Source organism: Klebsiella sp. Q2, from assembly GCF_009900705.1.
GTDB lineage: Bacteria > Pseudomonadota > Gammaproteobacteria > Enterobacterales > Enterobacteriaceae > Klebsiella > Klebsiella quasipneumoniae.
Genome location: NZ_JAAABE010000004.1, coordinates 590,686 through 604,235, shown reverse-complemented (window position 1 = coordinate 604,235; position 13,550 = coordinate 590,686). Strand labels below are relative to the sequence as shown.

The window sequence follows — 13,550 nt, the reverse complement described above, 5'->3', positions numbered from 1 at the left end:
GTAAGCGAAGCGCCGCCCGGCTTTTTTATTGAGTAAACATCGTGAATACACTCGAACACACCATCGGCAATACCCCTCTGGTCAAACTTCAGCGTCTCGGACCGGACAACGGCAGCGAAATCTGGGTCAAACTCGAAGGCAATAATCCGGCCGGTTCGGTGAAAGATCGCGCTGCGCTGTCGATGATCGTCGAAGCGGAAAAGCGCGGCGAAATTCAGCCCGGCGACGTGCTGATCGAAGCGACCAGCGGCAACACCGGTATCGCGCTGGCGATGATCGCCGCGCTGAAAGGCTACCGGATGAAGCTGCTGATGCCCGACAACATGAGCCAGGAGCGCCGGGCCGCGATGCGCGCCTACGGCGCCGAGCTGATCCTGGTCACCAAAGAGCAGGGGATGGAGGGGGCTCGCGACCTGGCCCTCGAGATGGCTCAGCGCGGGGAGGGCAAACTGCTCGATCAGTTTAACAACCCGGACAACCCCTACGCCCACTACACCACCACCGGGCCGGAAATCTGGCAGCAGACCGCAGGGCGTATCACCCACTTTGTCTCCAGTATGGGGACCACCGGCACCATTACCGGCGTGTCACGATTTCTGCGCGAACAGAGTAAACCGGTGACCATCGTCGGCCTGCAGCCGGAGGAGGGCAGCAGTATTCCCGGGATCCGCCGCTGGCCGGCAGAGTATATGCCGGGGATCTTTAACGCTTCGCTGGTGGATGCGGTGCTGGATATTCATCAGCAGGATGCCGAGAACACCATGCGTCAGCTGGCGGTGCGGGAAGGCATTTTCTGCGGCGTCAGCTCTGGCGGCGCGGTAGCCGGGGCGTTACGTATCGCCCGCGAAAATCCAGGAGCGGTGGTGGTGGCGATCGTCTGCGATCGCGGCGATCGCTACCTCTCCACCGGCGTGTTCGGCGAGGAACACTTTAGCCAGGGAGCGGGTATTTAATCATCGAGCAGGTCGGTGCCGTAGGAGTTATCGACCGTGCACAACCAGCGCTCCCCCTGCTTCTGAAAGACATAGGTTGCGCGTCGCGTAACCTGTGTTATTCCCTGTGCCGTCGGGATATCCAGCCGGGTCTCCATAATCACCAGCGCATTGCCGCCGCCCTCAATGACCTCCATTTTCCCCTGGGTCACTATCAGCCGGTGCTGGAAATAGTCGGCAATGGCGATAAACGCTTTGCGGATATTCTCTTTCCCTCTGACCACCATGCCCGGTTTGACGACCAGCGCGGCGTCTTCCGCGTAATAGCCCATCAGGGTATCGTAATCTTCCTGCGAGATAGCGCGGTCGCAGGCTTCGATGACTGCTTTTAGGGTCAGGTCAATGTGATGCATCTCTGGTGCTCCTTATTGTGAGCGATGTGTCCGCCACCGTGAGCGTTTCATCCGTTTCGACGATCCGGGCATGCAGGTAAGACTACGCCTGTTTTCGTTTATTTTTACAGTAACTTGTCGGCAGTAGCTACCACTCCCCGATGCGTTCGACGCACTGCCTGCGTCAGGGAGCGTCTAAGACCTGGGCTATATCGGCCGCCAGGCGGGCAATCTCATTGTCATTCAGGCGGCCCAGCGACAGGCGTAGCCCGTGGGAGGGCGTACGAATGCCAAACACCCCCCCCTCGCGGACCAGCCAGCCGGCGCGGGCCAGGCGTAAGGCGTAGGGCTGGCTCGCCGTTGGCAGCGGCAGCCAGAAATTAAGGCCGTCGCCAGGCGTAGCATGGCTGTAGCCGTGCCGGGCCAGCGCTGCCGCCAGTTTCTCATTCTGCTGGCGATAGTGACGGCGGGTTTCCGTCATCGAGGCGATAAACGCCTCATCGGTGAGACAGGCCAGCGTCAGATCCTGCAGCAGATGACTGACCCACTGGCTGCCGGCGTTAAGCCGCAGGCGCAGCGCCGAGGAGGTGTCGATATCGCTGGCGATAAAGGCCAGCCGCAGGTCTGGCCCGAGGGTTTTTGACATCGAACGCACCACCGCCCAGCGCTGGGTGCTCGCGGGCAGAGGAGAAAACCAGGGCGTAGCCGACAGCAGGGCAAAATGGTCATCGACGATCGCCAGCACCTGCGGATAACGGACCAGCACCTCCCGCAGGGCATGCGCCCGGGTTTCCGTCAGGCTACAGCCGGTAGGATTGTGCGCGCGCGGGGTTAAGATCACCGCCCGCGCGCCGTTGCGTAACGCCTCCTCCAGCCCGACAGGATCCATCCCCTCGGCATCCACCGCCACCGGGCAGGGGGTAAAGCCAGCGTAACGCACCATATTGATGCTGCTAAGAAAACAAGGATCTTCAACCACCACGCCGTCGCCGGGGAGCAGCAAGGCGCACAGCAGACGCTCCAGCGCGTCAATCGCCCCGCTGGCGAGGTTCAGGGCAAAGGGAACGGTTATCTCCCCGGCAAACCATGCCTCAGCCCATTCGCCAAGCTGCGGCTCGATGGGGGCATCGCCATACAGGTGGGGCGTGCGGGCAATTTGGCCCAGATAGCGTGCTAAATCAGGCAGTCTGGCGGGGTCCGGATTGCCGCTGGAGAGATCGTTCAGCGGCGTCGTGGGGTCACCGCCCTCCAGCGCCGGCAGCGGATCCCGTGCTTTGATGGCCGTGCCGTTTCGTCCCTGGCTCACGGCCAGGCCAGATGTCACCAGCCGTTTATAGGCGGCGGCGACGGTATTGCGATTCACCGCCAGCTGGCTGGCGAGCTCGCGTACCGGCGGCAGAACTTCTCCGGGCTGCAAGCCACCGCTCTGCACCAGATGGCGGATATGATCGAAGATATCGCTGGCGGTTTTTCCGGCAAACATTATTGACCTATGACAAAATGAAATTTAGCATAGGACGAATCATAATCAGAGCGTGACCCGCTGTCCAGCGGGGGGAGAAAAGATGGGCCAGCAAGATGACATACAATCGGTGCTCTTTCACGACAAAAGCCGGGCGTCGGAAGTCGATATCGTCGCCGTGCAGTCGCAGGTAGTTTACGGCAGCGTCGGCAACAGCATCGCGGTACCGGCGATTAAACAGCACGGTTTGCGCGTGCTGGCGGTGCCGACGGTGCTGTTCAGCAATACGCCCCATTATGAGACGTTCTATGGCGGCATTATCCCGGAGGAGTGGTTTGTCGGGTACCTGCAGGCGCTTGAGGAGCGCGACGCGTTGCGCGAACTGCGTGCGGTGACCACCGGCTATATGGGCAACGCCGTGCAAATTGAACGCCTGGCGCAGTGGCTAACGCGGGTCCGTGACCGCCATCCCGATCTCTGTATTCTGGTGGATCCGGTGATTGGCGATGTCGACAGCGGCATCTACGTCAAGGCCGAGATCCCGGAAGCCTATCGTCAGCACCTGCTGCCGCTGGCGCAAGGGATCACCCCTAATCTGTTTGAGCTGGAGACGCTGAGCGGCCGGCGCTGTCGCAATCAGCAGGAGGCGGTCGCCGCGGCGCGAAGCCTGCTGTCGGACAGTCTCAAGTGGGTGGTGATCACCAGCGCGCCAGGAGAGGCCGCTTCGACAATCAATGTGCTGGTGGTGACGGCCGATGCAGTGCAGGTGGTGGTTCACCCGCGGGTGGAGACGGACTTGAAGGGTACCGGCGATCTGTTTTGCGCTGAGCTGGTGAGCGGGTTGCTTTCGGGCCTGGCGCTGGGGGCAGCGACGGAAGCAGCCGCCCAGCGCGTGCTGGAGGTGATGAACTGGACTGCCGCGCAGGGGTGTGACGAACTGATCCTGCCGCCGCTGGAGCAACAGAGATGAAAAGCTATCGGTTAGTGATCCGTCAGCAGGGACGCATTGTTGGTCATTTTGATACCACAGGGGAGGCGGCGCTGGAGGATGCCTGCGTGGCGCGGTCGCTGTTCGGCCTGGCCGGAGGATATCAGTGCGAACTGCTGGTCTCTGACGGCGAGCGGCGCATTCTGGAGAGCACCCCGGAAGGATTGCGTCTCTTATCTCGCGAAAAATGCTATCAGCCGGTGACCCACGCGATATAAAAAAATGGCGCCTTTCGGCGCCATTTCTATGCAGCAATCATTACTTCTTGATGCGGATTACCGGGGTTTCACCCACGGTCACGCTACCGGACAGTTTGATCAGCTCTTTGATCTCGTCCATGTTGGAGATAACCACCGGAGTCAGGGTAGACTTGGCTTTCTCTTCCAGCAGCGGCAGATCGAATTCGATAACCGGGTCGCCGACTTTCACGCGCTGGCCTTCTTCAGCGATACGCTTGAAGCCTTCGCCTTTCAGTTCAACGGTATCAATACCGAAGTGAACGAACAGCTCGATGCCGCTATCAGATTCAATAGAGAACGCATGGTTGGTTTCGAAAATTTTACCAATGGTACCGTCTACCGGCGCGACCATTTTGTTGCCGGTCGGTTTGATGGCAATCCCATCGCCCACAATTTTTTCCGCAAAAACCACATCCGGCACGTCTTCAATGTTGACGATCTCACCGGAGAGGGGAGCAACAATCTCAATAGTTCCGGTGTCTTTCTTGTCATCAGAAACCAGAGATTTCAATTTATCAAACAAACCCATGATCTTCTCCTAAGCAGTAATTTGGGCCGCGCATCTCGTGGATTAGCAGATTGTTTTTTCTTCAATGAACTTGTTAACCAGCGTCATTAACTCGTCCGTTGTCGGTTGAGCAAGAGCCTGCTCTGCTAATACTTTCGCATCTTCGAAGTTCGTGTTACGAATAATCTTCTTGATGCGCGGGATGGAAATGGCGCTCATAGAGAATTCGTCCAGCCCCATACCCAGCAACAGAAGTGTAGCACGTTCATCGCCCGCAAGCTCACCGCACATGCCAGTCCATTTACCTTCAGCGTGAGAAGCATCAATAACTTGCTTAATCAGATTCAGTACAGACGGTGACATCGGCTGGTAAAGATGTGAAATCATATCATTACCACGGTCAACTGCCAGAGTATATTGCGTTAAATCATTGGTGCCGATACTAAAGAAATCAACTTCTTTGGCCAGATGACGAGCAATGGTCGCCGCAGCCGGTGTTTCCACCATCACGCCGATCTCAATGGATTCGTCAAATGCTTTACCTTCGTCACGCAGTTCCTGTTTGTAGATTTCGATCTCTTTCTTCAGCGCACGCACTTCTTCAACAGAGATGATCATCGGGAACATAATGCGCAGCTTACCGAAAGCGGAGGCACGCAGGATGGCGCGAACCTGATCGCGGAGGATCTCTTTACGATCCATGGCGATACGCACGGCACGCCAGCCGAGGAACGGGTTCTCTTCTTTCGGGAAGTTCATATACGGCAGCTCTTTGTCGCCGCCGATGTCCATGGTACGCACGATAACGGCCTGAGAGCCACAGGCTTCAGCCACCGCTTTATAAGCCGCAAACTGCTCTTCTTCGGTTGGCAGCGCGTCGCGATCCATGAACAGGAATTCAGTACGATACAGGCCTACGCCTTCGGCGCCGTTGCGCTCAGCACCTTCGACGTCGCGAACGGTACCGATGTTGGCGCACACTTCAACCTGATGGCCGTCGAGAGTAATCGCCGGCAGATCTTTCAGTTTCGCCAGTTCGGCTTTTTCTTCCGCAACCTGAGCCTGCAGATTACGCAGCGCTTCAATTTGCTCGTTAGACGGGTTGATCAGAACCTGGTTGTTCACCGCGTCGAGAATCAGATAGTCGCCGTTTTTCACCTGCGCCGTGATGCTGCCGGTGCCCACGATGGCCGGCAGTTCCAGGGAACGCGCCATGATGGAGGTGTGGGAGGTACGGCCGCCCGCGTCGGTGATGAAACCCAGCACTTTTTTCAGGTTCAGCTGTGCGGTTTCAGACGGGGTCAGATCGGCGGCGACGAGGATGACTTCATCCTGAATCGCGCTCAGATCGATGATAGCCAGACCAAGGATGTTGCGCAGCAGGCGCTTACCAATATCACGTACGTCAGCCGCACGTTCTTTCAGGTATTCATCGTCCAGCTCTTCCAGGGCAGTGGCCTGACCGTCGATAACTTCATTGGCTGCCGCGTCGGCAGTCATGTGCTTATCTTTAATCAGGGCTATGATTTCCTGCTCAAGCTCCTCATCTTCCAGCAGCATAATATGCCCTTCGAAGATGGCTTCTTTTTCTTCACCGAAAGTTTCACCAGCTTTGGTTTTGATGACCTCCAGCTGGGCGGAGGCCTTGGCGCGGCCGCTCAGGAAACGTTCAACTTCCTGATCAACCTTATCGGCAGAAATTTTCTTCCGGTCGATGACAATTTCATCTTCCTTCAGCAGCAGTGCTTTGCCGAAGGCGATACCCGGGGATGCTAAAATGCCTGAAATCATAACCCTACCTTACTTGTGACTGATATGAAAAAGAACCCGTGAACTTACTCGAGTTCAGCCATCAGTTTAACCAGATGCTCAACAGCTTTCTGCTCATCTTCGCCTTCCGCGGAGAGGGTCACTACGGTGCCCTGGGTCAGGCCCAGAGTCTGCAGTTTGAACAGGCTTTTGGCGCTGGCGCTTTTGCCGTTGGAGGTTACAGTGATCTCAGAAGTGAAGCCTTTAGCTTCTTTAACAAACTGAGCAGCAGGGCGGGTGTGCAGACCGTTCGGAGCGGTAATGGTAACTTCTTGCTGGAACATTATATTTCCCCAACTTATAGGTTTAGTGTTGTGGACCTAAAGTCTAGTCTAACGACTCGACTTTAGCCTGTATTGTTAGCGCCGGCGTTACGTTTCCGGCCTTGGCGTCGGCAGCGCCTGGCGCTGCGAAGACCTGCGGGCCATTGACGTCTAGCACGTCATTAAACATTATGCCGCGAAAGGAAGACTTGAACCAAATCATAAAATCGATTCAGCTGGCGGAAATCCTCTTCTGAATAATTTCGCGCATCAAAATAAATGTGCTGGTTAAATACCAGACCCTACGAGGTGAATCAATGCCAGGAGGGGTAAAACTTTGACGTATGCCACAAAAAAGCACCTGAAAAGGTGCTTTTTTACACATTATTTACAAGCTGGCACTACTGTTGCAGTTCTTTCTCGGTGAAGAGATCGGCAAACAGCGCGGTGCTTAAATAACGCTCACCCGAGGAAGGCAGGATAACCACAATATTCTTATTGGTAAAGGCCTCATCTTCCTGCAGCTTCAGCGCCGCGGCAACGGCGGCCCCGGAAGAGATACCCGCCAGGATGCCTTCTTCTTCCATCAGGCGGCGTGCGGTGGAGATCGCTTCATCATTGGTGATGCCGATTACTTTGTCCACCAGCTTCAGATCCAGGTTGCCAGGAATGAAGCCGGCGCCGATGCCCTGAATTTTGTGCGGGCCCGGCTTGAGCTCTTCACCCGCCAGCGCCTGGGAGATGACCGGCGAATCGGTCGGTTCAACCGCGACGGTGATCAGATCTTTTTTGCCCTTGGTGTTTTTAATGTAGCGGCTGACGCCGGTCAGCGTACCGCCGGTACCGACGCCGGAGATGAAGACATCCACCTGACCGTCGGTGTCTTCCCAGATTTCCGGACCGGTGGTCTTTTCGTGGATTTCCGGGTTAGCCGGGTTGCTGAACTGCTGCAGCAGCAGGAATTTTTCCGGGTTGCTGGCGACAATCTCTTCCGCCTTCTGAATGGCGCCTTTCATGCCTTTGGCGCCTTCGGTCAGCACCAGGTTGGCGCCCAGCGCTTTCAGAAGCTTACGACGCTCAATGCTCATGGTTTCCGGCATGGTTAGCGTTAGCTTGTAGCCGCGTGCCGCCGCCACGTAGGCGAGGGCGATACCGGTGTTGCCGCTGGTCGGTTCGACCAGTTCCACGCCAGGTTTCAGCACGCCACGCTTTTCAGCATCCCAGATCATATTGGCGCCGATACGGCATTTTACGCTAAAGCTCGGGTTACGAGATTCTACCTTTGCCAGGATACGACCGTTACCAATTCGGTTCAGTCGTACCAGCGGCGTATGACCGATAGTCAGGGAGTTGTCTTCAAAAATCTTACTCATGGCCCGTCCTTAACTGTATGAAATTTGGGGGTACGGCATCAGCATACCCGCTTAAAGAATATGCGGAAGTAAGGATTTAGCATATCTATATGCGTAAGGGAAATAATGATGAGCAAGAAGGAATAAGCGGAGATATAAGGAGCGGCGCTCGCCGCTCCCCGGGAGAGGTGTGACGACTACTTCCAGCTGGCGTGTCTGTCGCGATAGCAATCGACCCACATGGCGGTGGCGCCGCAGATAGCCACCGGGAGGATCACCAGGTTTAACACCGGGATCATGGTGAACAGGCTGGTGAGCGCGCCAAACTGCATATTCATCACCTTGCGGCTGCGCAGCGCTTCGCGCATGGTCCTGAAGGGGACCTTGTGGTTATCGAAGGGGTAATCGCAGTATTGAATCGCCAGCATCCATGCGCTGAACAGGAACCAGAGTACCGGAGCCACCGTCTGGCCAACGCCGGGTATAAAGTAGAGCAGCAACAGCACGATGGCGCGGGGCAGGTACCATGCCAGCTTCTGCCACTCACGCTTCATGATGCGTGGAATATCCTTCATGATGCCAAAGACGCCGACGTCCGGCGGGGTGGCGCCAGTCAGACGCGCTTCCAGCTGTTCCGCCAGCAGGCCGCTGAACGGGGCGGCAATCCAGTTGGCAATAGTAGAAAAGAAGTAGCCAAACACCAGCAGGATCGACAGCACCACCACCGGCCACAGCAGGTAGTTCAGCCACTGCAGCCAGTCAGGTACATGGCTCATCAGCGAAGGGATCCAGCTGTCGAGACGGGTAAACAGCCACCAGAAAGCACCGCCCATCAGCAGCACGTTAACCAGTAAAGGCAGGAAGACATAACGACGTATGCCCGGCAGCCCGATGAGTTTCCAGCCCTGCGAAAAATAGTGTACGCCGCTACGCGGGGTCGGTGCGGATGATGAAACCATAGCCAGGCATTGCTCCTTTTTTAACATCCAGTGTGAATGCTCGCTTATTTTATCGGGTCGTCAGACAATAACCAGTTAGGAAATGTTCGAAAAAACAGCAAAAAGCACGATTTAGTTCATCTTTATGTGGTGAAAGCGACCGACGCACTTGCACTTGAGGTAATCGGCAAATACTCTTAGTGAGTAAATGTTTGCCGTGGTGGCAAGGTGTTAGAACAACAGAGAATATAATGATGCAGGATTTGCGTCTGATATTAATCATTGTTGGCGCGATCGCCATAATCGCTTTACTGGTACATGGTTTCTGGACCAGCCGTAAAGAACGTTCTTCGATGTTTCGCGATCGCCCACTGAAACGTATGAAGTCGCGCGACGATGAGTCGGAAAACGACGACTTTGATGATAATGTTGAAGGCGTAGGTGAAGTCCGCGTTCATCCGGTGACTCACGCTCCGCACGGCGCGCATGGGGAGCATGAAGCCCCTCGTCAGGCGCCGCAGCACCAGTACCAGCCGCCTTACGAGCGCCAGATGCAGCAGCCTGTGCGTCCTGAGGAACCGGTTCGTCAGGCGCCGCCGCCGCGCCAGGCCCCGGTACAACCGCAGGGACAACCGTCTGCGCCGCATGCCGCTCCGCAGCCGGGCTGGCAACAGCCGCAACCCGCGCAGCCGCCCGTGCAACCGCAACACCAGCCGCAGCCTGTTGTGCAACAGCCTGTCGCGCCGCAGCCGGTGACCCCGACCGTCGCCCAGCCGCAGCCGGCCGCTCCGCAGCAGCCTGCGCCACAGCCTGTTGCCGCGCCGCAGCCCGCGGTGGCTGAACCGCAGCCGACAGAGCCGCAGCAGCCTGCAGCGCCGCAGCCGAAAGAGCGTAAAGAGACGGTCATCGTGATGAACGTCGCCGCGCACCATGGCGCGCAGCTTAACGGCGAGGTGCTTATCAATAGCATCCAGCAGGCCGGCTTCAAGTTTGGTGAAATGAATATTTTCCACCGCCATCTGAGCCCGGACGGCAGCGGCCCGGTGCTGTTCAGCCTGGCCAACATGGTGAAGCCGGGGACCTTCAATCCGGACAGCATGGCGGATATGATGACCCCTGGGGTGACTATCTTTATGCAGGTCCCTTCCTACGGTGATGAACTGCAGAACTTCAAGCTGATGCTGCAGTCTGCGCAGTATATCGCCGATGAAGTGGGCGGCGTGGTGCTTGACGATCAGCGTCGCATGATGACGCCGCAAAAACTGCGTGAATACCAGGATCGTATTCGCGAAGTGAAAGACGCGAACGCCTGACGTCCCGCGTTATCTCAACTCCTTCTCAACCCCCGCCTGTCGGGGGTTTTTTATCATTGATGGTGTGATATGGAACCGATCGAACAACAACTGACTGAACTGCGAACCACGCTTCGCCATCATGAATACCTGTACCACGTTATGGACGCGCCGGAAGTGCCCGATGCGGAGTATGACCGGCTGATGCGCGAGCTGCGCGAGCTGGAGAGCCAGCATCCGGAGCTGATTACCCCGGATTCGCCGACTCAGCGCGTAGGGGCGGCGCCACTGACCGCCTTCAGCCAGATCCGCCATGAAGTGCCGATGCTGTCGCTGGACAACGTGTTTGACGAAGAGAGCTTTCTGGCCTTCAACAAGCGGGTGCTGGATCGCCTGAAAAGCACTGACCCGCTCATCTACTGCTGCGAGCTGAAGCTCGACGGTCTCGCGGTGAGCATTCTCTACGAAAACGGCGTGCTGGTGCAGGCGGCGACCCGCGGCGACGGCACCACCGGCGAGGATATTACCTCTAACGTGCGAACCATCCGCACCATCCCGCTCAGGCTGCATGGCGATAATATCCCCGCACGCCTGGAGGTGCGCGGGGAAGTGTTTCTCCCGCAGGCCGGGTTCGAAAAAATCAATGAAGAAGCTCGCCGCACCGGCGGAAAAGTGTTTGCTAACCCGCGCAATGCGGCGGCGGGCTCGTTGCGCCAGCTGGACCCGCGCATCACCGCGAAGCGACCGCTTACTTTCTTCTGCTACGGCGTTGGGGTGCTGGAGGGCGGTGAGCTGCCGGCCAGCCACTCGGCCCGTTTACAGCAGTTCAAAGCATGGGGATTACCGGTGAGCGATCGCGTCACTCTTTGCCATACCCCCGAGGAAGTGCTCACTTACTATCGTAAAGTCGAGGAAGATCGTCCCCATCTGGGCTTTGACATTGATGGCGTGGTGATCAAAGTCGATTCGCTGGCGCTGCAGGAACAGCTGGGTTTCGTCGCCCGCGCGCCGCGCTGGGCCGTGGCCTTTAAGTTCCCGGCCCAGGAGCAGATGACTTTCGTCCGGGACGTGGAGTTCCAGGTGGGTCGCACCGGGGCGATTACGCCGGTGGCGCGCCTGGAGCCGGTCCATGTCGCCGGCGTGCTGGTGAGTAATGCCACTTTGCATAACGCCGATGAGATTGAACGCTTAGGCTTGAAAATCGGCGACAAGGTGGTGATTCGCCGGGCAGGCGACGTGATCCCTCAGGTGGTCAACGTGGTGCTTTCCGAACGTCCGGCAGATGCCCGGGATGTTGAATTCCCGACCCACTGCCCGGTTTGTCAGTCCGACGTTGAGCGAGTGGAAGGCGAGGCGGTAGCCCGCTGTACCGGCGGCCTGATCTGCGGCGCGCAGCGCAAAGAGTCGCTCAAGCACTTTGTCTCCCGTCGCGCGCTGGACGTTGACGGCATGGGCGATAAGATCATCGACCAGCTGGTGGAGAAAGAGTACGTCCATACCCCGGCGGATCTGTTCCGGCTGACCGCAGGGAAACTGACCGGGCTGGATCGGATGGGGCCGAAGTCCGCGCAAAACGTGGTCAACGCTCTCGAGAAAGCCAAAGAGACAACCTTCGCGCGTTTCCTCTACGCCTTGGGCATTCGCGAGGTAGGAGAAGCCACGGCGGCAGGCCTGGCGGCGCATTTTGGCACCCTCGAAGCCCTGGAGCAGGCTTCCATTGAGGAGCTGAAGAAGGTCCCTGATGTCGGCATCGTCGTCGCCACCCATACTTTCAACTTCTTTGCCGAAGAGAGCAACCGCGATGTCATCGCGCAGCTGCTGGCGGAAGGGGTTCACTGGCCGGCGCCGGTGGTGGTGAAGGCGGAAGAGATTGACAGCCCGTTTGCAGGCAAAACCGTCGTCCTGACCGGCAGCCTCAGTCAGTTGTCGCGGGATGATGCCAAAGCGCGTCTGGTGGCGCTGGGGGCGAAGGTGGCGGGCAGCGTGTCGAAGAAAACCGATCTGGTGATTGCAGGCGAAGCGGCGGGTTCTAAGCTGGCGAAAGCGCAGGAGCTCGGCATCGAGGTGATTGACGAAGCCGAAATGATGCGCCTGTTGGGAGAATAACGTGGATAAAGCGCAGCTGGTCGAGATCGCCAATACCGAGATGCCGTTCGGTAAATACAAGGGGCGTCGTTTAATCGATGTCCCGGAGGAGTATTTATTGTGGTTCGCGCGCAAGGATCAATTCCCTGCCGGCCATCTCGGCGAGCTGATGGCGCTGACCCTGCTGATTAAAAGCGAGGGGCTGAGCGATCTGGTCCAGCCCCTGAAGAAAGCGCGTTAGGCTTTGGCAGCGTTAGTCTTTTCCTGAGCGAGACGCGCATCGGTTTGCTGCTTATAGCGCCGTGCCAGCACCGCGCAGACCATCAGCTGGATTTGATGGAAGATCATCAGCGGCAGCACCATGATGCCGAGGATGGAGGTCGGGAAGAGAATATTGGCCATCGGGATGCCGTTGGCCAGGCTCTTTTTCGAACCGCAGAAGACGATGGTAATTTCATCGGCTTTGTTAAAGCCGCAGCGGCGGGCGACGAACACGTTGACCGCGATGACGATGGCCAGCAGCACCAGGCTGACTACCACGATAAACAGCAGCGATCCCAGGCCCACTTTATGCCAGATCCCGTTCACCACCGCCTCGCTAAAGGCGGAGTAGACCACCAGCAGAATCGAGGTCTGGTCGGTCTTACCAATCCACTTCTTATGCTTCGCCACCCAGTTGCCGATCCACGGCCGCGATAAATGGCCGAGCACGAAAGGCAACAGCAGCTGCAGCATGATCTTTCCGACCTGCTCGAGGCTACCGCCTGCGCCGTGAAGGTTCATCAGGACCCCCACCAGCAGTGGTGAAACAAAGATGCCCAACAGGCTGGAGGCCGAAGCTGAGCAGACCGCCGCCGCGACGTTGCCTCCGGCCAGCGAGGTGAAGGCGATGGCGGATTGCACGGTGGCCGGCAGAATGCACAAATAAATAAAACCGCTGTAGAGCATCGGATCGACCTTCACCGGCGCCCACCAGGCAAACAGAACCCCCAGCACCGGGAAGAGGATAAAGGTGCTGCACATCACCCACAGATGCAAACGCCAGTGGCTGCCGCCGGCGATAATTGCCTCCCGGGAGAGTTTGGCGCCATGCATAAAGAACAGCAGGGCGATGGCGGCGGTGGTGAGATGTTCAAAGAAGGGGACGAAAGTGCCACGGGCCGGGAAGAATGAGGCCAACAGGACAACAGTGACCAGGGTTGCCGTAAACGGATCGAGAATGCGGAAAAGTTTCATAAACGCTCCTGAAAAGAGATGCGCTATTGTGCTTTTTTTGATTTGAGAAATAAA

General features: G+C 57.5%; 14 protein-coding genes. 6 read left to right on the top strand and 8 right to left on the bottom strand.

Annotated elements, in window-relative coordinates:
* Positions 1–41 precede the first annotated feature (41 nt).
* On the top strand, positions 42–953 hold the full coding sequence (gene cysM / locus GT756_RS18330) for a cysteine synthase CysM (protein ID WP_004201992.1): 912 nt from the start codon (positions 42–44) through the stop codon (positions 951–953).
* Here cysM and GT756_RS18325 read toward each other — a convergent pair.
* On the bottom strand, positions 950–1,345 hold the full coding sequence (locus GT756_RS18325) for a nuclear transport factor 2 family protein (protein WP_004201993.1): 396 nt from the start codon (positions 1,343–1,345) through the stop codon (positions 950–952). The genes cysM and GT756_RS18325 overlap by 4 nt on opposite strands.
* Before the next feature lie 163 nt (positions 1,346–1,508).
* Positions 1,509–2,807 (bottom strand): transcriptional regulator PtsJ, encoded by a 1,299-nt coding sequence (gene ptsJ, locus GT756_RS18320; RefSeq protein ID WP_160124982.1) that lies wholly within the window; start codon positions 2,805–2,807, stop codon positions 1,509–1,511.
* Positions 2,808–2,889: 82 nt separating this feature from the next.
* On the opposite strand from ptsJ, the gene pdxK reads away from it, so the two are divergent.
* Together pdxK and GT756_RS18310 are read left to right on the top strand one after the other, a co-directional pair.
* Positions 2,890–3,756 (top strand): pyridoxine/pyridoxal/pyridoxamine kinase, encoded by an 867-nt coding sequence (pdxK, locus tag GT756_RS18315; protein ID WP_017900459.1) that lies wholly within the window; start codon positions 2,890–2,892, stop codon positions 3,754–3,756.
* Positions 3,753–3,992 (top strand): hypothetical protein, encoded by a 240-nt coding sequence (locus tag GT756_RS18310; protein ID WP_017900460.1) that lies wholly within the window; start codon positions 3,753–3,755, stop codon positions 3,990–3,992. Before pdxK ends, GT756_RS18310 begins: the two co-directional genes overlap by 4 nt.
* Before the next feature lie 40 nt (positions 3,993–4,032).
* On the opposite strand, the gene crr is transcribed toward GT756_RS18310, so the two are convergent.
* The 5 genes from crr to cysZ all read right to left on the bottom strand — a co-directional run bounded on the left by crr (position 4,033) and on the right by cysZ (position 8,904).
* Positions 4,033–4,542: a PTS glucose transporter subunit IIA gene (gene crr, locus GT756_RS18305; protein WP_000522253.1), complete on the bottom strand. Its 510-nt coding sequence runs from the start codon at positions 4,540–4,542 to the stop codon at positions 4,033–4,035.
* Positions 4,543–4,584: 42 nt separating this feature from the next.
* Positions 4,585–6,312: a phosphoenolpyruvate-protein phosphotransferase PtsI gene (ptsI, locus tag GT756_RS18300; RefSeq protein WP_004201998.1), complete on the bottom strand. Its 1,728-nt coding sequence runs from the start codon at positions 6,310–6,312 to the stop codon at positions 4,585–4,587.
* 44 nt (positions 6,313–6,356) lie between these two features.
* Positions 6,357–6,614, bottom strand: a complete 258-nt coding sequence (gene ptsH / locus GT756_RS18295; protein WP_002913505.1) for a phosphocarrier protein Hpr — start codon at positions 6,612–6,614, stop codon at positions 6,357–6,359.
* A 380-nt stretch (positions 6,615–6,994) separates the two neighbouring features.
* Entirely contained in the window at positions 6,995–7,966 is a 972-nt protein-coding gene (gene cysK / locus GT756_RS18290; RefSeq protein WP_004202001.1) for a cysteine synthase A, read from the bottom strand.
* Between the two features lie 176 nt (positions 7,967–8,142).
* Complete coding sequence (gene cysZ / locus GT756_RS18285) at positions 8,143–8,904, bottom strand: sulfate transporter CysZ (RefSeq protein WP_017900461.1); 762 nt, start codon at positions 8,902–8,904, stop codon at positions 8,143–8,145.
* Positions 8,905–9,134: 230 nt separating this feature from the next.
* On the opposite strand from cysZ, the gene zipA reads away from it, so the two are divergent.
* The 3 genes from zipA to GT756_RS18270 all read left to right on the top strand — a co-directional run bounded on the left by zipA (position 9,135) and on the right by GT756_RS18270 (position 12,501).
* Complete coding sequence (zipA, locus tag GT756_RS18280; RefSeq protein ID WP_004202003.1) at positions 9,135–10,196, top strand: cell division protein ZipA; 1,062 nt, start codon at positions 9,135–9,137, stop codon at positions 10,194–10,196.
* Between the two features lie 69 nt (positions 10,197–10,265).
* Positions 10,266–12,281, top strand: a complete 2,016-nt coding sequence (gene ligA, locus GT756_RS18275; protein WP_160124981.1) for an NAD-dependent DNA ligase LigA — start codon at positions 10,266–10,268, stop codon at positions 12,279–12,281.
* A gap of 1 nt (position 12,282) precedes the next feature.
* A complete protein-coding gene (locus GT756_RS18270; RefSeq protein ID WP_004202007.1) occupies positions 12,283–12,501 on the top strand; it encodes a DUF3820 family protein in 219 nt (72 codons plus the stop codon).
* On the opposite strand, the gene GT756_RS18265 is transcribed toward GT756_RS18270, so the two are convergent.
* Positions 12,498–13,496, bottom strand: a complete 999-nt coding sequence (locus GT756_RS18265) for a bile acid:sodium symporter family protein (protein WP_094309776.1) — start codon at positions 13,494–13,496, stop codon at positions 12,498–12,500. The two genes, GT756_RS18270 and GT756_RS18265, sit on opposite strands and share 4 nt — an antisense overlap.
* Between the last annotated feature and the right edge of the window lie 54 nt (positions 13,497–13,550).

Coding starts and splice junctions, on each gene's coding strand:
- zipA (WP_004202003.1), top strand. CDS start 9,135: ATGATGCAGGATTTGCGTCTGATATTAATCATTGTTGGCGCGATCGCC.
- pdxK (WP_017900459.1), top strand. CDS start 2,890: ATGGGCCAGCAAGATGACATACAATCGGTGCTCTTTCACGACAAAAGC.
- ptsH (WP_002913505.1), bottom strand. CDS start 6,614: ATGTTCCAGCAAGAAGTTACCATTACCGCTCCGAACGGTCTGCACACC.
- crr (WP_000522253.1), bottom strand. CDS start 4,542: ATGGGTTTGTTTGATAAATTGAAATCTCTGGTTTCTGATGACAAGAAA.
- ptsI (WP_004201998.1), bottom strand. CDS start 6,312: ATGATTTCAGGCATTTTAGCATCCCCGGGTATCGCCTTCGGCAAAGCA.
- ligA (WP_160124981.1), top strand. CDS start 10,266: ATGGAACCGATCGAACAACAACTGACTGAACTGCGAACCACGCTTCGC.
- cysK (WP_004202001.1), bottom strand. CDS start 7,966: ATGAGTAAGATTTTTGAAGACAACTCCCTGACTATCGGTCATACGCCG.
- GT756_RS18310 (WP_017900460.1), top strand. CDS start 3,753: ATGAAAAGCTATCGGTTAGTGATCCGTCAGCAGGGACGCATTGTTGGT.
- ptsJ (WP_160124982.1), bottom strand. CDS start 2,807: ATGTTTGCCGGAAAAACCGCCAGCGATATCTTCGATCATATCCGCCAT.
- GT756_RS18265 (WP_094309776.1), bottom strand. CDS start 13,496: ATGAAACTTTTCCGCATTCTCGATCCGTTTACGGCAACCCTGGTCACT.
- GT756_RS18325 (WP_004201993.1), bottom strand. CDS start 1,345: ATGCATCACATTGACCTGACCCTAAAAGCAGTCATCGAAGCCTGCGAC.
- cysZ (WP_017900461.1), bottom strand. CDS start 8,904: ATGGTTTCATCATCCGCACCGACCCCGCGTAGCGGCGTACACTATTTT.